The sequence below is a fragment of the Mucilaginibacter sp. genome, assembly GCF_965201005.1.
Classification (GTDB): domain Bacteria; phylum Bacteroidota; class Bacteroidia; order Sphingobacteriales; family Sphingobacteriaceae; genus Mucilaginibacter_A.
The window spans coordinates 1,944,158-1,968,342 of sequence record NZ_OZ241747.1; the positions used below are offsets into that span (position 1 = coordinate 1,944,158).

Here is a 24,185-nt window from a genome sequence, read left to right on the forward strand (position 1 = left end):
TGAATTTAGGACACAAACTTATCATTAATGGCCGATAACGCTGCAATCTTCCCGATGTTTTACCTGCCGCCGGTTGCCTGGTTCACAAAATTATTTCAGCATAAAAACAGTTTTTTGATCGAACAAAAAGAGCATTTCCCAAAGCAAACTTATCGTAACCGTGCACAGATTTATTCGCCCGACGGCGCGCTGACGTTAGTGGTACCGGTGGTTAAAGGCGCAAAGAACCACACCAAAATACGCGACGTTAAAATTTGTTATGATTTTAACTGGCAGCGGCAGCAATGGATGAGTTTGCAAACTTATTACCGCAGTTCGGCGTATTTTGAGTATTACGAAGCTGATTTTGCACCTTTTTTTGAAGGAAAACAATTTGATTTTTTGTTTGATCTGAACGAAGCACTGCTGCAACTGCTGTTTAAATTGTTAAAAATGAAGGTAGAAATGGATTATACCGAAGAATACGAAAAGGTGGTTTCAGGGCAGGATTTCCGGCAAAGCATCAACCCGAAACAGGAATACGATTTTGAGCAGAAACGATATTTTCAGGTATTTGATGACCGGCATGGCTTCCTGAAAAACCTGAGCATTGTTGATTTGCTGTTTAACCAGGGGCCAAACGCCTGTAATTATTTGTAATGGCAAAAAATAGCACACGTTTAAAAGTAAAAGCAACTAAACACAGCTATGTAATTGGCGAATCGCCGGGATCGGTAACCATTTCCAGGGATGCTTTAAAACCGAAAATCGAGATCTATTCGTACAATGAAACGGAAATAATAGACAATCAGGGAACCGATATTTCGGTGATCCTGGATCAGATGAAGGCTTGCACCGATCATACACACTGGATTTTGATCAAAGGTTTGGGCGACCAAAACCTGATTGAGCAGATCGGCAGCAAACTGGAAATTAACCGCCTTGTACTGGAAGATATTGTGCATACACAACAGCGGCCCAAGTTTGATCAATATGAAGGTTACGTTTTTTTAACGAGCCGTTTGCTGCATTATCACCGGCAGGAAGCGATCGAAGATTATCAGCTTTCTGTTTTGGTGAAGGAAAATATCATCATCAGCTTTCAGGAAACGCATGAAGAATATTTTGAAGGCGTAAAAAAGCGACTGGCCGGCGGAAAAGGTTTTATCCGCACCGGCGGAACAGGATACTTGGCTTATGCACTCACGGACACAGTGATTGACCGCTATTTTGACCTGCTGAACAAAGTAAGTGATTCGCTGGAATTGCTGGAAGACCGCTTGTATGATAACCCCGACCGAAGTGTTATGTACGAATCGCAACAGATAAAACGCAGCATGATTGTACTGCGCCGCGCAGTTTGGCCGGAGCGCGACAAAATCAACGATATGATCCGCACGGACAATCCGTTTATCAATCAAAACGATAAACTGTACTTGCGTGATGCTTACGATCATTGCATCCAGGTGATTGATTTGATCGAAAGCAATAAAGAGATCACCTCAAGCATTGTGGATATGTACCTTTCGCTCATCAGCAACCGTATGAACGAGATCATGAAAGTGCTCACCATCATTTCGTCCATTTTTATTCCGCTTACGTTTATTGCAGGTATTTACGGGATGAACTTTGCACGCGTGGACCCGGTGACCAACCGCGTACTGCCCGATAACCTGCCCGAACTGTACAAGCCGCACGGTTACATTTATGCACTTGCGGTAATGCTGCTGATTGCCCTGTTGCAATTTGTGTTTTTTTGGCGGAAAGGCTGGTTTAGGAAATTTTAAACAACATGAAAATCAAACATCGGTATTTATATTTATTGGCCGCCGGGGTTGTGGTTTTGATTACAGTGAGACTGGTTTCGGCACAAAATCAAAACACGTTGCAAGGTTCGGAGATGAAAGAAATTTCTGGTATCGCAGCTTCCCGCATCAACAAAAATATTTTTTATGTGCACAATGACAGCGGCGATACGAGTCGTTTTTTTGCCATCAGCCCGAACGGACAGTTAATAGAAACTTTTTATTTTAAAGGCGATGCCATTGACTGCGAGGATATTGCCGTTGGGCCGGGGCCGGAAAAAGGCAAAAGCTATGTTTATCTGGCTGATATCGGCGATAACCATCATCAGCGCAGAACGATTGAAATTTACCGGTTTCGGGAGCCGGTAGTTTCAAACAAAACAACCGAAAACCTTAAATGCAACACCAATTATTTTAAATATCCAGACGGGCAACATGATGCCGAAACGCTGATGATCGACCCGGTTGACCGGCTGTTTTACATCGTTACCAAACGCGAAGATTCTGTGGGCGTTTACACTGCGCCGCTCAATGCTTCTTTTACCGATACAATTTCGTTGAAACTGCTGGGCAAACTTCATTTTAAAGGTTTCCCTTTGCTGAAGTGGATTACTGCTGGGGATATTTCGGCCGATGGAAAGCAAATCCTGCTGAAAAGCTACCAAAAAGTTTATTACTGGAAGCGCAAACCCGGAAAGTCCGTGTGGAAGGTGATGCAAACCAAACCGGCAGAATTACCTTATACTGCCGAAAAACAAGGCGAAGCAATCGGTTTTACCGCGGATGGAAAAGGTTATTACACGACCAGCGAAGGCAAACACGCACCGATTTATTATTATCAAACCCCCAAATAGTTGCTGAAATTTAGGTGATAAAAACAGTATTGAACAACAATGCTGTTTTTATCCTATAAAAAATCACATAAAATAAAATGTTAACTTGGTACGCTTACTCAACCCAGCTACCAAACCCCGATGCGTTTTGTTTATCGATTTTTACCGGTCCTGCTTTTGGCAATTTTATCAGGTTATGCTGCAATGGCACAAACTTGTACGGGCAGCCTTGGCGAACCTGCTTTTAAAGAAACTTTTGGCGCCGGTAAAACTTATGGTTTGGGCACTGCGTTTCAAAATGGCGAAACCAACCTGCAATATGCAGCTGCGGATTGTGGTGGGGACGATGAAACTTATACCATCACAACATCCCTCGGTTCGGCGTGTAAAGGGGCAACCTGGCAAAACATCGCCCATGACCACACCGGAGATGAATTCGGGTATTTTATGCTGGTTAACGCATCTTATCTGCCAAGCGTTTTTTACACCAAAAAGGTTGACGGCAGCAAACTCTGCCCAAATACAACCTATTTTTTCGGGGCTTATATCATGAATATCCTTCGGGATTTGCCCAAAACCCAAAACTATGCTAAACCAAATATTACCTTTCGGATAGAATCGGTAAGCGGTAATTTACTGGGTAGTTATAACACAGGCGATATTCCTGCCATCAAAGAAAACGATCCGGTTGTCTTTACACAATACGGCGGTTTTTTTAAATCCACTACAAGCGGTGAAGACTTGATTATCAAAATGATAAACAACGCGCCCGGTGGTGCGGGCAATGATTTTGCCATGGACGATATTACTTTCAGCCCCTGCGGAGAGTTGATCCAGACGGGTTTTGGTGTGGTAACAGATAATACTTCCAGGAGTGCTTGTGTGCATGATAATTTGAATTATAATTTAGTTTCTAAGCAAACAGGATACAATGATCCTGATTATCAATGGCAGCAAAATTTTAATGATGGCCATGGCTGGGTAAACATTCCCGGGGCAAAATCCCCGACTTTACCGGTTAGCCTCAACAATGTTGCCGCCGGTGCTCATGAGTATCGGGTCGGGATTATCAATCAGGCACAAATCGGATCAGAATCCTGCCGTATTTATTCTTATCCGCTTATTGTCAATGTTTATGCCCCTCCGGCTGTAACTGTTTCACCTAAAACGAACACCTGCATTGGCCAGCCTTTATATTTAAGTTCTACCGGTGGCGACAGTTATTTGTGGACCGGGCCTAATAATTTTACTTCTACCGAAAGTAGTCCGGTGGTCACCAGCCATGCCGATATAATTGATAATGGCACTTATCAAGTAACCGTTTTTAACCACGGCTGCGCTACAACGCAGCAAACGCAGGTTTCGGTTTTTCCTGCACCATCAGTAGCACCTTTAAATGATCTAACCATTTGCGAAGGAAATGCGGTGCAGCTAAATGGGATTGGTACCAACGTAACACATTATAAGTGGTTGCCTGCAACCGGTTTGAGCAACGCCAATATTGCAAACCCGATTGCATCACCGGCGGCAACAACTACTTATCAGCTTTCGGTAAACAATGATGGCTGCCCGGAAGTAGCACCAACGGCTTCGTTAACAGTTACTGTATTAAAAAAACCTGTGGCGGATGCCGGGAAACCTGTAAAAATATTTGAGGGGGAAAGCGTCCGTTTGCAGGGAAAAATTACCGGGACGAGCAGCAATACTTTCTGGGGGCCTGCATCTTATCTGGATAACCCCAACTCTTTAATGCCGCTTGCCACGCCGCCCGGCGATATAACTTATACATTGCACGCCGCTGCTGCAATGGGCTGCGGCGAAAGCACCAGTACTGTTTTTATCAGGGTTTTTAAAAAACTGATCATCCCGAACAGCTTCAGCCCAAATAATGACGGTGTGAACGATTTGTGGAACATTGCCAATATAGACAGCTACCCGCTGGCCGAGGTGAACATTTACAACCGCTACGGTAATCTGGTTTTCCATAGCATTGGCTACCCAAAAGGCTGGAACGGCACTTATAACTACAAGCCGTTATCAGTTGGTACGTATTATTATGTAATTGATTTAAAGGAAGATAACTTACCTAAAAAGGCCGGATGGCTGCTGCTTGTACGATAAGCACCAATTAAAATTGAATACTGGTTTTGATGATTTTTATGCCGATAAAAGAAGTCTCCTGATTGTAACCCTGATCAAAACTCTCCAGCAGGTTTTTTATACGATAAAAGAAGCATTTGCCCCCGGAACCAACTATATTGCCTGTTCAAATTTTCCACCCGAACATGAACAAGTATTTTACCGGTTTTGCCCTGGCCGTTTCTTGCGTAATGCTGCTTACGGCTTCCCTTTATGCACAGCGAAGGCGCGCAGTTGATCCGAATGATTCGATTGCCTCCAACTACAATCCGCATGAACTGTTTTCGCCCAGTTTTTATACAGAGAAGGGAAGCGGGTTTCATTCTCCTGATGGTTCTCCGGGACCGAAATACTGGCAAAACAAGGCTGATTATCAGTTAAACGCTAAAATTGACACTTCAACCAAAACCTTAACGGCCACAGAAAATATTACTTACACCAACAACAGCCCGGCCGCGTTGCCTTATTTGTGGCTGCAGCTTGACCAAAATACCTATGTAAAAACAGCACGCTCCAATTTTGTGACCGGTCGGCCAGCTACCGAACACACCAAAGGTTACGAATTTGAATCGGTAGAAATTATAATCAATGGTAAAGCGCAAACCGTAAACTACATCGTTAATGATACACGGATGCAAATCCGTTTGCCAAATGCGGTAAACGGGAACGGCGGAAAAGTTAGTTTGCAGATTAAATATCATTACACAATTCCGGGAACTTTTGGCAACCGAACGGATTATAACCAAACTAAAAACGGCAAGATTTATGAGATTGCACAGTGGTTTCCGCGGTTGTGTGTTTATGATGATGCTACTGGCTGGGACACATTGCCATTTTTAGGTGCAGGCGAATTTTATTTAGAATATGGTGATATTGATTATAAAGTGAATGTGCCCTGGGATATGATCGTGGCCGGTTCCGGTGAGTTTCAAAACCCGAAAGAAGTATTGACTACGAAACAAATCTCTTTACTGGAAAAAGCGCGTAACAGTGATAAAACGATCATGATCCGATCTGCTGCGGAGATAAAAGATCCGGCTTCCCGTCCGGTGCAAAAAGGAACTTTAACCTGGCATTTTTTAATGAAGAACACGCGCGATGTGGCTTTCGGTGCTTCAAATGCTTATATGTGGGATGCGGCGCGCGTTAATCTCCCCAACGGGAAAAAATCTATGGCCATGTCTGTTTATCCAATAGAAAGTTCTGGCAACGATGCCTGGGGGCGCGCCACAGAATATTTAAAAGGTTCTATCGAATATTTCTCACAGAAATGGTTTGTATATCCCTGGCCGGTTGCCGTTAACGAAGCCGGAACTGCGGGCGGAATGGAATATCCGGGAATTGTTTTTGACGGTATTTATGATAAAGGCAAAGAGCTTTTTTGGGTAACGGCGCACGAGATTGGGCATAACTGGTTCCCGATGATTGTGGGTAGCAACGAACGCCGTTTTGCCTGGATGGACGAAGGTTTCAACACGTTTATTGACGTTTATGCTTCGGATGCGTTCAACAAAGGTGAGTTTGCACCCAAACGGGATGGCGAATATGCGCCCGGCGGCGGCTTTCCGGCAGATGAAATTGTGCCGACGATCATCGACCCGGACGCGCCAATAATCATGACGGCTGCCGATGCGATCAAAGAAAAATATCGCCATCCGATTGCGTATTTCAAACCTGCTTTTGGTTTGGTTTTGCTGCGCGAACAAGTGTTGGGCAAAGAGCGTTTTGATTATGCTTTCCGAAAATACATCCACGATTGGGCGTACAAACACCCGCGTCCGGATGATTTTTTCCGCGAGATGGAAAACGGGGCAGGAGAAGATCTATCCTGGTTTTGGAAAGGCTGGTTTTATAACAACTGGAAACTCGATTTGGCCATCCACGATGTACAATATCAAAAAACAGGTGATAAAAGAAGCATCCGTATTACGATTGCAAACCTCGAAAAAATGGCCATGCCCTTTACTTTAGAACTGACTTATAAAGATGGCAGCAAGCAATGTCAACACTTCCCGGTAGAAACCTGGCTGCAAAACAAAGCCATCACTTTTGAGCTGCCGGTTACGCAGGATGTTATGAAAGTTGAAATTGATCCTGACCATGCGTTGCCGGATGTGGATCGGGGAAATAATGTTTGGAAGGTGCGGTAGATAAAAGGGAAAGCCGAAAACCTAATAGAGTAGGCACTACACAATAAATAAAAATAAAAAAATGTCAAATTATTACTGTCAATGCTGCGGAAGCAAGTATTCAAGTGTTTCGAGCTTAACATCAAGTTCCTGTTCAAAAAATCCTGATGGACAGCATCATGTTTTTTATGAAGGAAGTGAAAAATCACAATACACTTGTAAATACTGTGGAAGTAAATACTATAGTATTTCAAGTTTAACGGCCAGTTCTTGTTCAAAAAATCCAAACCGCAAACATCATAGTCCAGCGGTGTAAAGTAAGTAAATGTTGCTTTATTTATATAAACTTTGTTTAATAAAAACAAAAAATTGTTTTAATCATGCAAGAAAACCAGATAACTAATACAGAGAAAAATACTTCTAAAAACATAAAACAACTTTTTGAAAGTTCTGAAAGCATCAGAATTCCAGCTTATCAAAGAGCTTTTAGTTGGGAGACAAAACATTGTTCTCAATTTCTTGAAGATCTTTTAGAACAAAAGGGAAAAACTTATTATTTAGGGCAATTTCTATTTGAAGAAGTAGGTCATACACTTTTCATAATAGATGGACAACAAAGACTTACAACAACTATTATATTTATTTCTGCTATTACAAAAATATTATATTCGAAAGGGACAAATACTGATAGCATCTATCAAATTTATTTTCGAGAAGATTTGTTTGAAACGGTGGATGAAGATCAAATCTTGTTTAAAAAAGTTACTCAAAAACATCTTGTTCCAGAAGTAGATAATACTGACACAATCTCACAAAAAAGAATCGTTGAAGCCTATGAATTTTTTGTAGAAAAATTAAATAAACTTGATATAGAAAGTTTAGAGTTAATTCAAGGGACATTGGAAAATGCAGTAATTAGTACATTTTTCATTTCAAATAAAATTGAAGCAACACAAGTTTTCGAATATCAAAATAATCGCGGGAAAGAGTTATCACGCTTTGAAATAATTAAAGCTTACTTAATGCATCAAATTTATATCCAAAGTTTAGATGTTAATCAAGCAAATAATGATATTAATAAAATTCAATTTTTAATTTCTAAAGCATACAGAAATATTGAAGCAGTTGAAGGATACTTTTCTGAGAATGAATTATTAAGTAACTACTGTAGCTTGTTCTATAATACTGGAGGAAATCTTGAAGCTATTAAAGAACGTTTGGGTAAAGAAGAAAACAAAACAAGATGGATAAAATTATTTTTTGAAAACTTTGTAGAATTGACACTTTGTGCCAAACGTATTGTAAATAATAAAAATCAATTAGGAATAATAAATCTTTTCTTTGTTGGTAATGAAGCCAACTGGAAAATAGTCTTGTTAACACTTTTTATAAATGAAGAAAATTCAGGAGATACTTATAAAAGAATATTAAAACTTTTAGAAATTCTTTGTTTTAAACTAAAATTAGGCGATTATCGGACAGACCATTTACCTGATTTTTCTAAAAAATATTTTGACAAAAGTGACAATTATAATATAAGTAACTTATATCAAAGCATTAAAAATGCAACTGGAAATGGTTTTAAAGGATACTGGAATAACAATGAAAATTTTAAAAACTTAATAGTAAACCATTTTGACAATCAGAATAATCATTATCATAGAAGTGTTATAAAGTTTGTATTATGGCAATATGAAAACAGTATAAGGATTAAAAAAAACTCTGGGGTTTTATTAGATAAAGACCAATACGATAATTACACAATTGAACATATTCAACCTCAAAAACCAGCTAATGAAAAAAATTCTGAGAACTTCACAAATAATTATCTACATAAAGCAGGAAACCTATCCTTATTAACTAATATCCAGAATAGTAAGTTTAATAATAAACCCTTTGAAAATAAAAAGGAACTTTATCAAGATACTGCACTGTCTAGTTATACTGAAATTAGAGCAAAATCACAATGGAAAGAAACTGAAATTCAAGAAAGACATACTAATATTTCTAATTTTGTAAAAGAGTATTTTGACACTACCAACTTATAAATACGCTTTCTATTTAATTGTCAAATGTTGTAAACATCTAAATAGGCAGGTAAGCGAAATTCTTTTAATTTTTCTTGAATTTCAATAAGTGATTTCTCGATATCTCTTAGCTTGGCAGCATCTTCATATCTGTTAAGTTTAACGATAATATCTTTTTGTTGAATAATTGTTTGCAACGATTCTTCAATATTGTTGATTATTCTTTTGTTATTATCATTAAAAGTCTTTGTACTCATCTAAGTATTGTTAAAGTTTATTTTATGCATTAAAAGGATCAACAACTTTTAAACCTCTAATATTTTTGAAATCACCAACATTATGTGTAATCAAAGTAAGATCATATATAAGTGCAGTTGCAGAAATAATAGCATCCGGTAATTTTACTTTATGTTGTTTGCGTATTTCAGCGGTTTTAAGTTTAATTGGTTGTTCCAGTTCTATTACTTTAGTTATGTCGATAAAATTATGAACGGCTGCTAAATCTTTTTCGTTAGTAGTTTTCCAACACAGCAATTCTATTTCTGTAATGGCAGAAATAATGGGTTGTTGGTTTAGAAATAAATCGTCCATAAATTTTTCAGACGAAGGTGGAAACTGTTGCTGCAAAAAGTAAATAACAGTATTAGTATCGCAAATATATTCTATTCCCATCCGTTACGCAATTCGTTCAATTGGCTGTCAACTTCCGCCAAAGTTTGTTTTGTCATGCTGCCCTTATATTTGTCAACATTAATTATTGCTTTAGATTTAGCTTCATCTTTGTGTAAACGGATCAGTTGCAAAAGCTCTAAATCCTCCAAAAGCTTTAAGGCTTTGTCGTTGATAATGTCTATCGTTACGGTTTGTATCATGTTTTAAATTTATGGTTTATTTGTAAATAATCCTATTCTCCTGGTTTTGAGGCTTAAAAACTTTAAAATGATAACCAAAAAAGATATAGCAGATCAATTACTTGATTACCTGCAACAGCTGGTCGTATTAACAATAGTTGATGTAAGTGCTTTATCTGTTCACCGCATGTTTTAATAAGAGTTATAACCTATAGGTTAGTAAGCCATCCCGTCAGCATAAGGCAAACCTTTAATAAACAAAGCAAAAACCCTCGATAAAAACAGCAAATTCCTAACGGGAAAGGCCATTAACCTGCGGAGAAAGCCCTGTTTCCTGCGGAGAATAACCAGATTCTCCGCAGGAAAGAGGCTTTTCTAAAGGGGAAACAGCGTTTTCTCCACAGGAAAGCCTGGATTCTCGTCAGGAAATAGGCTTTTCTAAACAGGAAACAGCAAAATACACGCAGGAAAGTGGACATTCCCGTTTAGAAAAGCCTCTTTCTCCACTGGAAAACGTTCATTCTCCACACGAAAACGTCATGTCTTTTCAAAACTCATTCCGCTCTAAACCAGAGAAAGGCTGCACAAAATTGTAGTTCTAACTCATTACTCATATTAAAACAAATCACACAAAAAAGGCTGATAAAAACAGTTCTGTTAAAACCGTTTTCTTCAGCCTGAAATATAAAGATGCTTCTTTTAGCACCTAAAATTAAATCGTATTACAACATCATTCCGCCGGAAACTTCAATGCGTTGGCCGTTAATCCATTTGGCGTCTTCAGTACACAAAAACGCAACTACGCCACCAATATCATCTGGCAGACCAACACGGCCTAAGGCAGTTACGCTGGCTATTTGTTTGTTGGTTGCTTCATCATCGCGCACGTGGCCGCCGCCAAAATCAGTTTCGATGGCACCGGGCGCAACTATATTTGCCGCAATTCCCCGCGGACCTAATTCTTTTGCCAAATAACGGGTAAGTGTTTCAATTGCACCTTTCATGGAACCGTAAGCCGAAGAACCGGGGAAAGAAAAACGCGCCAAACCGGAAGAAATATTGATGATCCGGCCGCCGTTGTTTAAAAACGGCAGGGCTTTTTGTGTTAAAAAGAAAACGCCTTTATAGTGGATGTTCATTACGTAATCAAACTGCTGTTCGGTGGTTTCTGCAAAAGGCGCGTATAAGGCTGTCCCGGCGTTGTTGATCAGGAAATCAAAATTCGGGCTGCCTGTTTTCTCTTGCAAATGGCCGGTCATTTTCCCGACAAAATCATCAAATGCTTTTACATTGCTGGTATCCAGTTGCAGGGCAAAAGCTTTTTGTCCTAAGGCTTCAATCTGCGCTACAACTTTGTCTGCTTCATCTTTGTTGCTGTTGTAAGTCAGCACCACATCAATGCCTTTTTTGGCAATGCTGATGGCCATGTTTTTTCCAAGTCCGCGGCTGCCGCCGGTAACCAATGCTATTTTACTGTTTGCTGCCATGTTTTTATGTTTTAAATTAACAGCACAAAGATCAGCATTACTGATAAACCTGTTTTGCAAACTTCAATCCATTGCTTGCAAGATTCAAATATTGGCTTAAGAACGGAACGAAAGCGGCGTAACCGAAGTCTGCTTTTTAAAGAAGTTGGAAAAATGCGCCACCTCTTCAAAACCTAACGTATAGGCAATTTCAGAAATGTTCCATCCGGTTTGTTTCAGCAGGATTTTAGCTTCCCGGATAATCCTGTTCCCGATAATATCGGTAGTGGTTTTGCCGGTGTTTTCTTTTAAAACTTTGTTCAGGTGGTTAACATGTATGGCCAGCCTTTCGGCGTAATCTTTGGCGGTACGCAACTGCAGTTTTTGATGTGGGGATTCAATCGGGAACTGCCGCTCCAGCAACTCTATAAACAAAGAAGTTACGCGGGCAGAAGCGTTGGTGTTGGGATAAAGGGAAGTAATGGGCTGCAATTTCTGGCCGTAATGGATCAGTTCGGTTACGTAATTACGGATCAGATCATACTTGTAGGCATAATTGGAGATGATTTCTTTTTTGATTTTGCCGAAAATATGCGTAATTTCTTCTGCTTCAACATCATTGATTTGAAAAACCGGATAACCGCCTGCTTTAAAAATCGGCAAGTCATCCAGCACCAGGCCGCTTTTGTTTTTTACCAGAAATTCGTCTGTAAAAACACAAAAGCAGCCCGAAAGGTCCTGGTCTTTTGGCACCCAATGGTAAGGCACTTTTGGCGTGGCAAACAGCAAGGCGTTTTTTTCAGTATCGATCACTTTGTCCGCATATTCGGCCACGCTTCTTCCGCTGATCAAACTGATTTTATAATACGCACGCCGGTTGTACGGCATCACCGCTTTTCGCTTTACCTCTTCAATGGTTTCGGCAATATCAAAAACGTTAAAATGGCCAATTTCTTTGTTGATGTCCGGCGGCAAAAGCGCGCTGATCTCTTTGCCGGTAAACTCTGCGGCCTGTTCGTAAAATTCATCAAGCGAAGTGCTTTTTAAAGTTTCCATATTTTCAGATGTTTACAAAAATCAAATATATCAATTTTAAGAATACGGTTTACCGTACAACAAAAACAGGCTTGTGTGCCAATATTTTAAATGGCCGTAAACAAAATATCGATGCTTCTTTTAGCACCTAAAATTTAATAAAATTTGTAAAAAATCAGGTTAAAAACAAAACGCTGACGGATAATTTCCGTATTATTGATAAAATTAAAAATTATGAAAAAGATACTTGTTTTTGTATTTGCCACAGTAGTAAGCTGCAGCGCAATGGCGCAACAAAAAATGGCCAAAATGGACCACAAATCCATGAAAATGGAAAACTGTGTGATGATGAAAGATGGCAAAATGATGTGTATGAAAGATGGAAAAACCATGCCGCTTACCTCAACCATGACCATGAAAAACGGCACAAAAGTAATGGCCGACGGAACCGTAAAAATGAAAGACGGCAAAACCATGATGCTGAAAGACGGCCAAAGTGTGATGATGAGCGGCAAAGTTGATAAGATGCCGATGGAAGATCACATGAAAATGTAAAGCTGATCTGTAATAAACTTTTTGAAAACCCGGGGCAAAAGCTTCGGGTTTTTTGTTTTGATGCTTCTTTTAGCAGGTAAATTTCAGCCTCGTTTTATGATAAAGATTTTATTGTCCGAAAGATGACTATCCCGGAAACTGATTTGATTTTAAACCCCGATGGCAGCGTTTATCATTTAAACCTGCTGCCCGGAGATGTGGCCGAAACCATTATTACCGTTGGCGATCAGGACCGGGTTGCACAGGTGAGCAAGTATTTTGACCGCATCGACTTGAAAAAAGGCAAGCGTGAATTTTTGACACACACGGGCTGGCTCGGGCAAAAAAGGGTTACCGTGATTTCTACCGGCATCGGCACAGACAATATTGATATTGTGCTGAATGAACTGGATGCGCTGGCAAATATTGATTTTGCCACACGAAAGGTGAAAGATAAACTGCTTAGTTTGGATATCGTCCGCCTTGGCACTTCCGGAGCATTGCAGGCAGATATTCCGTTGGATTCGGTTTTAATTGCGGATTATGGTTTGGGTTTTGATGCTTTGATGAACTTTTATCCCAAACAAAACACCGATCAGGAAGCCGAACTGCTCCAGCACTTGGATGCTGTTTTTACCGGTATAAATTTGCCGAAATCGTATTTAACAGCGGCAAGTTTAAGTTTGGTCCAAAAAATCGGCTTTGGTTTGCCTTCGGGGATTACCGCTACTGCGCCCGGTTTTTATGCGCCGCAGGGCAGGCAGGTACGGGCTGCAAACGCAGTTCCCAATTTTATAGAAAAGCTGCAATCATTTCAGCATCAGCAACAAAAAATCACCAACCTCGAAATGGAAACCGCCGGTATTTACGCGCTGGCAAAGGTTTTGGGCCATCAGGCTTTGTCCGTTAACGTGATTTTGGCCAACCGCGTCAGCCTTCAATTCAGCAAAAACCCGCAACTGGCGATCAATCATGCTATTAAATTAATTTTGGACCGGCTTTAATTTTGGCTCGAAAATAAAAAAACCTGCCGTTGAGCAGGTTTTATAAAGCTTATTTAATATCGGCGGCCATAATCGCGGTGATAATAGTTTCTTGGCCCGCGGTCATACCTCCTGTCAAAATGTTCACGATGATGGCGGCGTTCCCAACGTTCATGGCGACGGATTTCGCGGTCGCGGCGATTAAAATAGTTTGCTGCAGAAGCACTGCTTACATCAAAAGTTAAAAAAGCCAGCAGGGCGATCAGGGTTACTTTAAGCATTTTCATAATCATTTGTTTTTAGGGTGATCAATGATTTTTAGAGCAACGGTTTAAAGCTTGGTTTAGCCATAAAATTTATAGTTTTTCTGGCTAAACCTTTTTGCTGATGCTGTTTTTACCGGTATTATTTCCTTCCGCGAAGAAAATATTGTAACCAGTTGTTTACAATTGGCATAGTTATTTCTGTCTGCCCGGCATGAATCAACCCCAACCTTTATTGTCTCGTGCGGTGCAAACCCTGTTTTTGTTGTTTTTGGTTTTTGCCGGATTATATTTTACCAAAAGCTTTTTGGTGCCCATTGCTTTGGCAGGCGTGCTGGCCATGCTGTTTTTACCTTTTGGCCAATGGCTGGAAAAGAAAGGCATGAACCGCACCGTGGCCGCTGTGCTTTGCGTGTTGGTTTTGCTGATTGTGGTTGTCGGTTTTATTAGTTTGGTAAGCTGGCGTGTCTCCAACATCGAAACAAATTTTAACCAGATTGAACAGCAGGCCACCAAATATTACAACGAAGTAAAAGATTACGTGCAGCAAAGTTTTGGTGTGTCCGTGCAGCAGCAAAAACAGATCATCCAAAAACAAGGCTCATCCACAGCGGGCACTATTGCCACTTATTTTGCCGGATTGGCCGGTTCGTTTTTGGGCACGTTAACCACCGCCATCATCGTTTTGATCTATATATTTCTGTTTATCAATTCGCGCAGCCATTTTAAAAAGTTCATTCTCAAACTGGTTAAACCGGAAGATAAAGGCAACGCGCTGATCATCATTGACCAAAGCACGGAAGTTGTACAAAAATACATCTCCGGTTTGGCCAAAATGATTGCTTGTTTATGGGTAATGTACGCCATCGGATTTTCTATAGTTGGCGTACAAAATGCCATATTTTTTGCCATTTTGTGCGGCACGTTAGAGATCGTTCCGTTTGTGGGCAACATTACCGGCACCAGTTTAACTGTGCTGATGGCTTTGGCGCAGGGCGGCGGCAGTAGCATGGTTATCGGTGTGCTGGCGGTTTATGGTTCGGTGCAGTTTATCCAGAGTTATATTTTGCAGCCGTTGGTAGTGGGCAAAGATGTTGATGTAAACCCGCTGTTTACCATTATGGTCATTATTTTGGGCGAGGCCATTTGGGGCGTTGGCGGCATGGTGCTTTCCATACCTTTATTGGGCATGGTCAAAATTGTTTTTGATCATATCGAACCCTTAAAACCTTATGGCTTTTTAATCGGCAGTGAAGATAATGGAAAAGAGGACGATGCTTCTTTTATGGATAAAATTAAAGGCTGGTTCACAAAGCAAAAGCACTAATTTTAGGTAGATAAAAAAAGCATGACCGAAGGCTTCACAATTTACCGGCAACAACTTCGAAACTTGAATCCTCGACTTATTTTATATGCTAAAAGAAGCATTCGGTTTAATGCAATTTAAGCGAACTTGCAATTTTGAAAAAAACAGGATTATATTTTTCAAAGTTTTCTTTGGATGCCGTGCAGGTAAGTAAAATCGCTTTTTGCTGCTGATAAAACACAAACACAATTGTAGCCATTACAATTCCGCTTTGCAAATCTTTGTGCGTGTCCACATACCATTTGTAGCGGCCGTTTGTAGCCGTACCTTTTTTTGTAACGGCAATAAAGCCTTCCAAAGCACTGTTGGATTCTTCAGACATGGCAAAAGCAGCGTCCAAACTTGCATTCGGCGCATCAATAAAATTCAGGTTAATGTTTTCCGGAACAGATTTAAAATCAGCACTTTGCGGACGGATGGCAATAAACTTTAGTTTTGGGTTTGATTTAGTCACCAGCCAAGTTTCCGGGATGGTGATTTCAAAACGGTTGGCCGCATCTTTATATGTTTTAAGCTTTTGGGCGATGCTGTTTTTACCGGCAAAAAATAAAAACATGGATAAAAACAGCAACCGGCGGAAGATCATAGCTTAAATATAAAAAGGCATTTTGTTCAAACTTGTAACTAGGTCAAATTAAAGCTTCTGCAACCATTAAAGTATAAGCCCAAGTTGCACTTTAACAAAATTTAACAAGCAAAGACATAACGCGGCAACAAAGGTTTAATGCGTGCCTGCACCATAAAAAAAATCTTTCAGTTCAGTGGCGTCGTGTATTTTCATTTTGCCGCTCAAAATCAGGCGCAACTGCCGGCGTTGCATGGCACCGGCAAAAAGTGCCATTTCTTCTTCCGTTTCCGGGATCAGTTCCGGCACTTGCACCGGTTTATTTTGGGCATCAATTGCTACAAAAGTATAATAAGCTTCGTTGCTTTTGATCGTTGTGCCCGAAGGAATGTTTTGCGCCGAAACTACCAGCCTGACTTCAACCGAAGTGTTAAAAGCCCGCGTAACTTGCGCTTCAATGCTGATCACATCTCCCAGTTTTACCGCATGTTTAAAAGAAACGCTATCCACAGAAGCTGTGACAGCCAGACAGTTGCAATGCTTTTGTGCCGAAATGGCAGCCGCAATATCCATCCAGTGCAGCATCCGGCCGCCCATCAGGTTGTTCAGCATATTGGTATCATTCGGCAAAATCAACTCGTTCATTATCGTGTGCGAAACACTGGCTTTTTTAGCAATCATGTCGGCAAAGATAAGGTTTGCGTTTTGTTCATGGATTATAGTTAATGGTTCATAGCTTATTTACAAATGAGGAACAACATTTCCAAAACAATCAACAAATTTCATCTAACATGAACAATTATATATCAGCTATAGTTTAGTAACTATCACCTACAACCATTTTCCCTTTCTCCAATCTCAAAATCTGATTAACCACATTCGGGATTTCCTGCTGATAATGCGTAACATAAATTAAAGTTGTGTTACTGTTTTTACAGATCATTTCCAGCAGATATTTAAAATGCTGCTGTTGTTGTTCGTCCAAACCCTGACATGGTTCATCAAAAATCAACAACGGCGGATTTTTGACTAATGCGCGCGCCAGCAAAACCAAACGCTGTGTACTTGCGGTAACATTTTTTAAAAGTTTACGGGCGTTGTTTTCAATCCGGAGGAGTTTCATCCAGCGCAAAGCTATGTTGGATTGTTGCGGATTAGACGGCCGGAACAAACCCAGCGTATCATAAAACCCAGATTCGATAACTTGCAGGCACGAACTTTCTCCCGGAAAATACTGATGCAATTCCGGCGATACAAAACCAATTTTCTTTTTTATGTCCCAGATGCTTTCGCCGCTACCGCGTTTACGATCAAACAATACAATGTTGTTGGCATAAGCCTGCGGATTGTCGCCGTTTATCAAACTTAACAAGGTAGATTTTCCGGCTCCGTTTGATCCAAGTAAAGCCCATTTTTCGCCTGGCAAAACCTTCCAGGTAATGTTGTTCAAAATTTGTTTTTTATCATAACGGATGTTTACGTTTTCCATCGAAATTATTGTGCTAAAAGAAGCATCCGGTTTTTGCGAAAGTAAATCTTTCAGTTCGTTGGTATCAACACAAGCTTCATCAGGCCTAAAACTTTTAGGTTCAAATGCTTCTTTTAGCACTGTTTTTTTGATCTGCTGCTGATCTAAGATTGCAATGTTGGTAATTGCATCCGGAATTTCCTGCGGCGAAGTGGCCATTATAATTGTAATCCCGCTTTGACTGATTTCGGTCAGCAAATTATTAAAAACTGCGCGGGATTGGACATCCAAACCTGTAAGCGGATTATCCAGCAAAAGCAAACTTGGATGTTTTAACAATGCCGCCGCAAGCAGTAATCTTTTGGTTTCGCCGTTGGATAACTTGATGAGTTGTTTGTCCAGTAAAAATTCCAAGTTTAACTTTTTAACCGTATAATCAAAGTTCCAGGTTGGGTTTAAAATTTTACTTTTTGGCAACTGGTTTAAATAAAGTTGTACCGTTGGCGCATCATCAGCATCTGATGAATTATATCGTTGCTGATAATAAAAATCTTTAGTGTTGGACAGCGTTTTAAACTGATGTTTGGATGCAACCATCGCCATCATTTTTTGTGCGGTAAAAGAAGCATCGGCCAAAAAATTTTGCTTCGCACCTTCATAAAAATGATATATGATCTGGCCGCCCGAAACAGGCATATTACCGGCAATAGTTTGCAGCAAGGCTGTTTTTCCGGATCCGCTTTTACCGATCAAAGCCCAGTTTTCGCCTGCTTTAATTTCTAAACTTAGCTCGTTAAATATCGTAGAAGTGGTTTGGCGCACACGTACATGGCTTAATGTTAAAATATTTTTTGCTGGCATTTTGGTATTTTGTACCGAAGGTCTTTAAAAAATACAATATGCAAGCTAAATCCGAAATTTAAAATGAACAAAAAAAGCATCACACCTAAATATACACTTGCAATGGTTTTAAGGCGCAAGCTTAACAGGTTTATGTTCAGCATTAATTTAGGTTAATGAAAATAAGTATTGTAAAGTTTGTTATCGGGTATTTGTTGTTTTGCTTGTGCTGGTTGATTTTAACAAGAGGTTTTATAATACTTTTTAACCGGCAAATAAGTCCGGAAATTATAGAATTGATTGTGTTTTGCAGACCGTTCTGCTTTGTGCTGGCTGGCGGTTTGCTTATTATAAAACTGATTAAAACAAACAACAAAATTATTGAACTGCGGGAAGCCGATTATCAAAAGATGTATCTGGGCAATCCCAACCCAATGTGGATTTACGATCCGGTTTCTTTCAGGTTTTTATTGGTAAACAAAGCAGCGGTTGAAACTTATGGCTATTCGGAAAAAGAATTTCTGGCCATGTCTGTAAAAGATATTCATCCGGTGGAGGATAATATAAAACCGGATTTATATAACCCGATGACCGATCACTATTTTGCGAGCGGTATCTGGCGGCAGATAAAGAAAGACAAAACAGAAATTTATGTCAATATCATTTCACACAAAATAATTTTTAATCAAAAAAATGCGGTTGTGGTGCTAGCTGCCGATACAACCGGGCAAGTAAAGCATGAACAGCAGTTAAAGCAGATGAACAATGCTTTGTTGGAAGAAAGGCAAAAGCTAAAGGAAACCGAAAAGCTGGCCAGGGTTTCCGGCTGGGAATTTTTTATGGAAAGCGGAGAACTGATCTGGACGGATGAATTATATCAGATTTTTGATCTTGATCCGGCAGAAAAAATTACGAAAGAGCGCGTTTTGCAGGGTGTTTACCCGGATGACCTGGAATTGTACAATCAAGCTGTTGAAAACCTGTTTCTTTTAGGCAGGGATTTAGATATCGAACACCGCTACATCACCGGGAAAGGGGAAATTAAATATGTGAAAGTGTTGGGCAAAATGCACTATCAAAACAACAAAATGTTTAAGGTTTTGGGCACGATGCAGGATTTGACCGAACTAAAGCTGGTACAGATTGAAAAAAACAAATATTCTAATCTGTTTAAAAACACACTGGCCAATATCAACGACGGCTATTGCTCGATCAACTGCAACTGGATTTTCACGGAAGCTAATGTCAACTGCGAAAACTTACTTCATTGCAGTCGGGAACAAATGATCGGCAGGCATTACAATGATTTATTTCCAGGCAAAGAAAACAGCAAATTTTATACATATTTAAAGAAAGTATTAGAGGAAGGGGTTTTCTTACAGTTTGAAGAGTTTTTCCCCAAAAATCAAAAATGGCTTTGTGTAAATGCGTACCCAACAGATGATGGCCTGGCCGTATATTTTTCAGATATTACCGGTATCAAGCAGAAAGATTTACTGCTAAAAGAAGCATTGGAACGCTATGATTTGGTGGCAAAAGCCACGCATGATGTGATTTATGATTATGATGTACGGCGCAGAAGTATTGAATACAGTGATAATATTACCGAACTGCTGCACCTGGGGGAAAACCCAAACCGGCAAAATGTGGATTGGTGGAAAAGCAGGATACATGATGATGATTTAACTTCTGTTGTGCGCGGTTACCAATTTGCCATCCATCAAAAAAAAGAAAATTACGGGTTAGAATATCGGGTGAAAACCAATGACCATCAGTATAAATATGTGTATGATCAGGGTTATTTACAATTTAACGCCAGCGGGAAATTTATGCGGATGATCGGGGCGATTAAAGACATTGACCAGTTAAAACGCTTTGATGGTGAAAACAAACGCTTGGCAGAAATCATCACCAAAGTAAACAACATGATTGTTATCCAGGATGTTAACAACAAGATTAGCTGGGTAAACAAAGCATTTGAAAACTGCACGGGTTACACCTTATGCGAAGTTGCCGGAAAGTATCCGCAGGAAATCTTATTCGGGCCAGAAACCGATTTGAGCATTGGAAAATCAATCATTGATGCCAAAAAAAAACAGGAAAATTTCTCTTACGAAATTATCAACTACAACAAAAATGGAAAAAAATATTGGGTAAATATAGAATTTACACCAGTTTTTACACCAGACGGAAAGCCTGATGGTTATATTTCCATCCACACTGATATTACGGTCCGGAAAGAAAAGGCAGAAAAAATAAGCCGGCAAAATAAGATTTTAAAAAATATTGCCTGGATGAGTTCGCACGAATTGCGGCGGCCGGTTGCTTCTATTTTAGGTTTGATAAATTTGATAAATGAAACGGAAGATGAAACGGAACGCAGCGAAGCCATCAGCATGATGAACACCTGCACGCAGCATCTGGATGAGATTATCCACAATATCAATCATAAAATTGAACAGGAAATATCCGAAAAATAAACGCTACTTTACCATTAAGCTAAAATTTAGGTGCTAAAAACAGCATCAACTTTAAAACAGTTGTTCAATTGCTGGTCCTTCTTTATAAAAAATATGTATTCTATTAAAAGTAACTATTTGTTTACCTGCGTTTTATCTGTTGTTTTTTCTGTAATCGGTTGTAAAGCGCAGAAGGTGGATAGTGCTAAATATAATCATCTGGATTTGTTCGGGCCGATAAACTGGCCATATACGCCAAACGAAATCCGATCAGCAAACGGAAGTCCGGGCGAAAAATACTGGCAAAACAAAGCCGATTATACCATCCATGCATCGCTTAATGAAAAAGACACTTCCCTGAGCGGCAACGTTAGCATTATTTACACCAACAACAGTCCGGACAAGTTAAATTATTTATGGCTGCAGTTGGATCAAAATCTGTTTAAGCCTGATTCGCGCGGCGCGGCAACTACACCTGTAAACGGAGACCGGTTTGATGTAAGCGGTTTTGCCAGAGGCGGTTATCAAATCAATTCTGTAAAAATCACTTATCAAAATAAAACTTATACGATAAAACCGGTGATAACAGATTCGCGGATGCAGCTGCGGTTAAGCGAACCTTTAGAGGCACATGGCGGCCAGGTTAAGGTAGAAATTGATTATGATTTTGCCATCCCGCTATATGGTGCCGATCGGATGGGAAGGTTAAAAACCCGTAACGGTTATATCTACGAAATGGCACAATGGTATCCGCGGATGTGTGTTTACGATGATGCCGAAGGTTGGAACACACTGCCATACATGGGTTTAGGCGAATTTTACTGCGAGTATGGCGATTTTGATTATTACATTACCACGCCTGCGGATATGCTGGTTTTCGGTTCGGGGGATTTGCAGAACCCGGCAGAAGTGCTGACAAAGAACGAAATTTACCGCCTAAAAGAAGCATCCGAAAGCGACCAAACGGTAACGGTTATCAGCAAAGATGAAGTAGGCAAACCTGAAACACATTTGAAGCAAAATGGCACGCTTACCTGGCATTTCAATATGAAAAACAGCCGTGATATTGCCTGGGCAGCTTCCAAAGCATTTATGTGGGACGCGGCAAAAGTAAGCTTGCCTTCCGGCCGGAAAATTATTGTACAATCGGCTTATCCGGTAGAAAGTTCGGGTGATCATGCTTTCGGGCGATCAACTGAGTACCTTAAAAACAGCATCGAAATCTATTCAAAAGCTTATTTAGAATATCCCTGGAATTCGGCTGTAAACATTTCCGGAGTAGCTTTGGGAATGGAATATCCCGGGATTATTTTTTGTTTGCACAACCTGAAAAACGAAGCTTTGTGGGGAGATGTTACACACGAGATCGGCCATAACTGGTTCCCGATGATCGTTGGTTCCAACGAGCGGAAATACATGTGGCAGGATGAAGGTTTTAACACGTTTATAAACCAATATGCCAGCCAGCAGTTTAACAAAGGCGAATATTTTCACCCCGAAATCCGGCCTGCAAAAGTTATAGCTCAGCAAATGAAAACCGCAGCCGATCCGCTGATGACGCCGCCCGAAGCCATGAATTTGAATGATTACGGCCTTTATTACAACAAAACATCTTTGTGTTTGGATATGTTGCGCAACGTGGTTTTGGGGCCCGAGCGTTTTGATTATGCCTTTAACGTTTACATAAACAATTGGGCCATGAAACATCCGCTGCCTTACGATTTTTTCAGATCGATGAACAATGCTGCAGGCGAAGATTTGAACTGGTTTTGGAAGCAATGGTTTTTTACCGATTGGAAGCTTGACCAAGCCGTTACAGGTGTAAAATATGTTTTGGGCACACCTTCGCATGGTGCCATCATCACGATAGAAAACCTGGAAAAAGCCGCTATGCCGGTTGATCTGAAAATTACTCAGGCTAATGGAAAAACAGAAATACTTCGTTTACCGGTAGAAATTTGGCAGCGCGGCGGAAGCTGGACGTTTAAATATCCGTCAACCAGTCGTGTTCAATATATTGAGATTGACCCTGACCATCAATTGCCGGACGTTAATCGCGGCAACAATATTTTTAAAGAAGGCGTTAAATTGAACACAAAGGTCATCAATAAAACAAGAGCGATTGGCCGTTAAACCAATTGCTCTTTTCATACTGTTTTTATCGGGTAAAAATCAGTGTTATTCAAAATATTCTTTCATCCTTTCAATAAAACTTTTTTCGTTTTTGCCCGGGTTCGGTTTGAAGTTGGGCGAATTTTGTAATTTCTCCAAAACATCACGTTCCTCACGACTCACGATTTTGGGTGTCCAGATGTTGATGTGCACTAATTGATCACCACGCTGATAGGAGTTTACTTCCGGTACTCCTTTTGATTTTAAGCGAAGGATTTTTCCGCCCTGTGTTCCCGGATCTATCTTGATTTTTGCTTTTCCATCAATTGTCGGCACTTCCACACTCGTTCCTAAAACGGCATCCACAAAATTAACGTGCAGATCGAAAATAATGTTGTTGCCATCGCGTTTCAGAGTTTCGTGCGGGATTTCTTCAATTAAAATAATTAAATCCCCTGAAACACCGCCACGAGGGGCAGCGTTTCCTTTTCCGCTCATGCTCAGTTGCATACCTTCACTTACACCGGCCGGGATGTTTATGCTGATAGTTTCTTCACCCCGAACAATTCCGTCGCCATGACAAACTGTGCATTTTGAAGTAATGGTGGAACCTTCGCCGTTGCAGGTAGGGCAGGTGCTGGTGGTTTGCATCTGGCCTAAAATGGTGTTGGTTACCCGACGGACCGCACCGGAACCACCACAGGTTTTGCAGGTTTGAAACGATGCTTTATCCTTTGCACCCGTGCCGTCACAGGTATCACAAAGCACTTGTTTGTTTACTTTAACTTTCTTTTCTACACCGTTGGCAATTTCCTCTAGGGTTAGTTTTACTTTGATCCGAAGGTTTGTCCCACGTGTAACACGTTGTCCGCCACCACTTTGCCTGCCTCCGCCAAAAAAGCTTTCAAATGGACTACCGCCGCCACCGCCGAAAATATCCCCAAACTGGCTAAAAATATCTTCCATGTTCATCCCGCCCGGGCCTCCGCCAAAACCACCACCATTTGGCGATTGTGCGTTGGCTGCGTGGCCAAACTGATCATACCGCTGGCGTTTGTCGGGCTTGCTTAAAACCTCGTAAGCTTCTGCAGCTTCTTTAAAGTTTTCCTCAGCTTGTTTATCGTTTGGGTTTTTGTCAGGATGATATTTAATGGCCATCTTTCTGTAAGCCTTCTTTATCTCATCCTGATCGGCACCTTTTGCAACGCCCAGTATATCGTAATAATCTCTTTTTGCCATCTTTTTATCAGCTCTTAGTCGTCAGCAATCGGTTGTTAACAGATAATTATCACACAAACTACTTGAACTAAAAGCCATTGCCTTTCTTAAAT

General features: G+C 40.5%; 21 protein-coding genes. 11 read left to right on the forward strand and 10 right to left on the reverse strand.

Annotated features, from left to right (window positions below; all coding sequences use genetic code 11):
* The first annotated feature begins 27 nt into the window (after positions 1–27).
* The 6 genes from ACOFKR_RS08970 (at position 28) to ACOFKR_RS08995 (ending at position 8,933) form a co-directional block, all read left to right on the forward strand.
* Positions 28–639, forward strand: coding sequence for a WbqC family protein (locus ACOFKR_RS08970; protein WP_419800459.1), 612 nt, complete (start codon positions 28–30; stop codon positions 637–639).
* Positions 639–1,766, forward strand: a complete 1,128-nt coding sequence (gene corA, locus ACOFKR_RS08975) for a magnesium/cobalt transporter CorA (protein WP_419800460.1) — start codon at positions 639–641, stop codon at positions 1,764–1,766. The genes ACOFKR_RS08970 and corA overlap by 1 nt, the downstream gene beginning before the upstream one ends.
* A 5-nt stretch (positions 1,767–1,771) precedes the next feature.
* Entirely contained in the window at positions 1,772–2,638 is an 867-nt protein-coding gene (locus ACOFKR_RS08980; protein WP_419800461.1) for a hypothetical protein, read from the forward strand.
* A 156-nt stretch (positions 2,639–2,794) separates the two neighbouring features.
* Positions 2,795–4,738 carry a gliding motility-associated C-terminal domain-containing protein gene (locus tag ACOFKR_RS08985; RefSeq protein WP_419800462.1) on the forward strand — a complete coding sequence of 648 codons (1,944 nt, stop codon included), beginning with the start codon at positions 2,795–2,797 and terminating at the stop codon, positions 4,736–4,738.
* Positions 4,739–4,902: 164 nt separating this feature from the next.
* The gene (locus ACOFKR_RS08990; protein WP_419800463.1) at positions 4,903–6,906 is read left to right on the forward strand and encodes a M1 family metallopeptidase; all 2,004 of its coding nucleotides are present in this window, start codon (positions 4,903–4,905) and stop codon (positions 6,904–6,906) included.
* Between the two features lie 359 nt (positions 6,907–7,265).
* Positions 7,266–8,933, forward strand: coding sequence for a DUF262 domain-containing protein (locus ACOFKR_RS08995; RefSeq protein ID WP_419800464.1), 1,668 nt, complete (start codon positions 7,266–7,268; stop codon positions 8,931–8,933).
* 20 nt (positions 8,934–8,953) lie between these two features.
* On the opposite strand, the gene ACOFKR_RS09000 is transcribed toward ACOFKR_RS08995, so the two are convergent.
* From ACOFKR_RS09000 to ACOFKR_RS09020, 5 genes are all read right to left on the reverse strand, one after another.
* Positions 8,954–9,169, reverse strand: a complete 216-nt coding sequence (locus ACOFKR_RS09000) for a hypothetical protein (protein WP_419800465.1) — start codon at positions 9,167–9,169, stop codon at positions 8,954–8,956.
* 22 nt (positions 9,170–9,191) lie between these two features.
* Positions 9,192–9,584 carry a type II toxin-antitoxin system VapC family toxin gene (locus tag ACOFKR_RS09005; protein WP_419800466.1) on the reverse strand — a complete coding sequence of 131 codons (393 nt, stop codon included), beginning with the start codon at positions 9,582–9,584 and terminating at the stop codon, positions 9,192–9,194.
* A complete protein-coding gene (locus tag ACOFKR_RS09010) occupies positions 9,575–9,784 on the reverse strand; it encodes a hypothetical protein (protein ID WP_419800467.1) in 210 nt (69 codons plus the stop codon). The genes ACOFKR_RS09005 and ACOFKR_RS09010 overlap by 10 nt, the downstream gene beginning before the upstream one ends.
* Before the next feature lie 701 nt (positions 9,785–10,485).
* Positions 10,486–11,250 (reverse strand): SDR family NAD(P)-dependent oxidoreductase, encoded by a 765-nt coding sequence (locus tag ACOFKR_RS09015; protein ID WP_419800468.1) that lies wholly within the window; start codon positions 11,248–11,250, stop codon positions 10,486–10,488.
* A 96-nt stretch (positions 11,251–11,346) separates the two neighbouring features.
* The gene (locus tag ACOFKR_RS09020; protein ID WP_419800469.1) at positions 11,347–12,285 is read right to left on the reverse strand and encodes a helix-turn-helix domain-containing protein; all 939 of its coding nucleotides are present in this window, start codon (positions 12,283–12,285) and stop codon (positions 11,347–11,349) included.
* A 213-nt stretch (positions 12,286–12,498) separates the two neighbouring features.
* On the opposite strand from ACOFKR_RS09020, the gene ACOFKR_RS09025 reads away from it, so the two are divergent.
* On the forward strand, positions 12,499–12,819 hold the full coding sequence (locus ACOFKR_RS09025; protein ID WP_419800470.1) for a DUF6799 domain-containing protein: 321 nt from the start codon (positions 12,499–12,501) through the stop codon (positions 12,817–12,819).
* A 122-nt stretch (positions 12,820–12,941) separates the two neighbouring features.
* Positions 12,942–13,802: a nucleoside phosphorylase gene (locus ACOFKR_RS09030; protein WP_419800471.1), complete on the forward strand. Its 861-nt coding sequence runs from the start codon at positions 12,942–12,944 to the stop codon at positions 13,800–13,802.
* 53 nt (positions 13,803–13,855) lie between these two features.
* Here ACOFKR_RS09030 and ACOFKR_RS09035 read toward each other — a convergent pair whose 3' ends face one another.
* Positions 13,856–14,068, reverse strand: a complete 213-nt coding sequence (locus tag ACOFKR_RS09035; RefSeq protein ID WP_419800472.1) for a hypothetical protein — start codon at positions 14,066–14,068, stop codon at positions 13,856–13,858.
* A gap of 190 nt (positions 14,069–14,258) precedes the next feature.
* Here ACOFKR_RS09035 and ACOFKR_RS09040 point away from each other — a divergent pair, with 190 nt between their 5' ends.
* Positions 14,259–15,371, forward strand: a complete 1,113-nt coding sequence (locus tag ACOFKR_RS09040) for an AI-2E family transporter (RefSeq protein WP_419800473.1) — start codon at positions 14,259–14,261, stop codon at positions 15,369–15,371.
* Positions 15,372–15,477: 106 nt separating this feature from the next.
* On the opposite strand, the gene ACOFKR_RS09045 is transcribed toward ACOFKR_RS09040, so the two are convergent.
* The 3 genes from ACOFKR_RS09045 to ACOFKR_RS09055 form a co-directional block, all read right to left on the reverse strand.
* Positions 15,478–15,996, reverse strand: coding sequence for a hypothetical protein (locus ACOFKR_RS09045; protein ID WP_419800474.1), 519 nt, complete (start codon positions 15,994–15,996; stop codon positions 15,478–15,480).
* Positions 15,997–16,131: 135 nt separating this feature from the next.
* Positions 16,132–16,656: an acyl-CoA thioesterase gene (locus tag ACOFKR_RS09050; RefSeq protein ID WP_419800475.1), complete on the reverse strand. Its 525-nt coding sequence runs from the start codon at positions 16,654–16,656 to the stop codon at positions 16,132–16,134.
* A 136-nt stretch (positions 16,657–16,792) separates the two neighbouring features.
* Complete coding sequence (locus ACOFKR_RS09055; RefSeq protein ID WP_419800476.1) at positions 16,793–18,304, reverse strand: ATP-binding cassette domain-containing protein; 1,512 nt, start codon at positions 18,302–18,304, stop codon at positions 16,793–16,795.
* A gap of 155 nt (positions 18,305–18,459) precedes the next feature.
* Between ACOFKR_RS09055 and ACOFKR_RS09060 the strand changes: the two genes are divergently transcribed.
* Both ACOFKR_RS09060 and ACOFKR_RS09065 read left to right on the forward strand, forming a co-directional pair.
* Positions 18,460–20,763, forward strand: a complete 2,304-nt coding sequence (locus tag ACOFKR_RS09060) for a PAS domain S-box protein (RefSeq protein ID WP_419800477.1) — start codon at positions 18,460–18,462, stop codon at positions 20,761–20,763.
* 93 nt (positions 20,764–20,856) lie between these two features.
* Entirely contained in the window at positions 20,857–22,875 is a 2,019-nt protein-coding gene (locus tag ACOFKR_RS09065; RefSeq protein ID WP_419800478.1) for a M1 family metallopeptidase, read from the forward strand.
* Between the two features lie 45 nt (positions 22,876–22,920).
* Here ACOFKR_RS09065 and dnaJ read toward each other — a convergent pair whose 3' ends face one another.
* Positions 22,921–24,093, reverse strand: coding sequence for a molecular chaperone DnaJ (gene dnaJ, locus ACOFKR_RS09070; RefSeq protein ID WP_419800479.1), 1,173 nt, complete (start codon positions 24,091–24,093; stop codon positions 22,921–22,923).
* Positions 24,094–24,185 lie beyond the last annotated feature (92 nt).

Excerpts from the sequence above, each read along its gene's own strand:
- ACOFKR_RS08970 (WP_419800459.1), top strand. The coding sequence starts at position 28 with ATGGCCGATAACGCTGCAATCTTCCCGATGTTTTACCTGCCGCCGGTT.
- corA (WP_419800460.1), top strand. The coding sequence starts at position 639 with ATGGCAAAAAATAGCACACGTTTAAAAGTAAAAGCAACTAAACACAGC.
- ACOFKR_RS08980 (WP_419800461.1), top strand. The coding sequence starts at position 1,772 with ATGAAAATCAAACATCGGTATTTATATTTATTGGCCGCCGGGGTTGTG.
- ACOFKR_RS08990 (WP_419800463.1), top strand. The coding sequence starts at position 4,903 with ATGAACAAGTATTTTACCGGTTTTGCCCTGGCCGTTTCTTGCGTAATG.
- ACOFKR_RS08995 (WP_419800464.1), top strand. The coding sequence starts at position 7,266 with ATGCAAGAAAACCAGATAACTAATACAGAGAAAAATACTTCTAAAAAC.
- ACOFKR_RS09000 (WP_419800465.1), bottom strand. The coding sequence starts at position 9,169 with ATGAGTACAAAGACTTTTAATGATAATAACAAAAGAATAATCAACAAT.
- ACOFKR_RS09005 (WP_419800466.1), bottom strand. The coding sequence starts at position 9,584 with ATGGGAATAGAATATATTTGCGATACTAATACTGTTATTTACTTTTTG.
- ACOFKR_RS09010 (WP_419800467.1), bottom strand. The coding sequence starts at position 9,784 with ATGATACAAACCGTAACGATAGACATTATCAACGACAAAGCCTTAAAG.
- ACOFKR_RS09015 (WP_419800468.1), bottom strand. The coding sequence starts at position 11,250 with ATGGCAGCAAACAGTAAAATAGCATTGGTTACCGGCGGCAGCCGCGGA.
- ACOFKR_RS09020 (WP_419800469.1), bottom strand. The coding sequence starts at position 12,285 with ATGGAAACTTTAAAAAGCACTTCGCTTGATGAATTTTACGAACAGGCC.
- ACOFKR_RS09025 (WP_419800470.1), top strand. The coding sequence starts at position 12,499 with ATGAAAAAGATACTTGTTTTTGTATTTGCCACAGTAGTAAGCTGCAGC.
- ACOFKR_RS09030 (WP_419800471.1), top strand. The coding sequence starts at position 12,942 with ATGACTATCCCGGAAACTGATTTGATTTTAAACCCCGATGGCAGCGTT.
- ACOFKR_RS09035 (WP_419800472.1), bottom strand. The coding sequence starts at position 14,068 with ATGAAAATGCTTAAAGTAACCCTGATCGCCCTGCTGGCTTTTTTAACT.
- ACOFKR_RS09040 (WP_419800473.1), top strand. The coding sequence starts at position 14,259 with ATGAATCAACCCCAACCTTTATTGTCTCGTGCGGTGCAAACCCTGTTT.
- ACOFKR_RS09045 (WP_419800474.1), bottom strand. The coding sequence starts at position 15,996 with ATGATCTTCCGCCGGTTGCTGTTTTTATCCATGTTTTTATTTTTTGCC.
- ACOFKR_RS09050 (WP_419800475.1), bottom strand. The coding sequence starts at position 16,656 with ATGATTGCTAAAAAAGCCAGTGTTTCGCACACGATAATGAACGAGTTG.
- ACOFKR_RS09055 (WP_419800476.1), bottom strand. The coding sequence starts at position 18,304 with ATGCCAGCAAAAAATATTTTAACATTAAGCCATGTACGTGTGCGCCAA.
- ACOFKR_RS09060 (WP_419800477.1), top strand. The coding sequence starts at position 18,460 with ATGAAAATAAGTATTGTAAAGTTTGTTATCGGGTATTTGTTGTTTTGC.
- ACOFKR_RS09065 (WP_419800478.1), top strand. The coding sequence starts at position 20,857 with ATGTATTCTATTAAAAGTAACTATTTGTTTACCTGCGTTTTATCTGTT.
- dnaJ (WP_419800479.1), bottom strand. The coding sequence starts at position 24,093 with ATGGCAAAAAGAGATTATTACGATATACTGGGCGTTGCAAAAGGTGCC.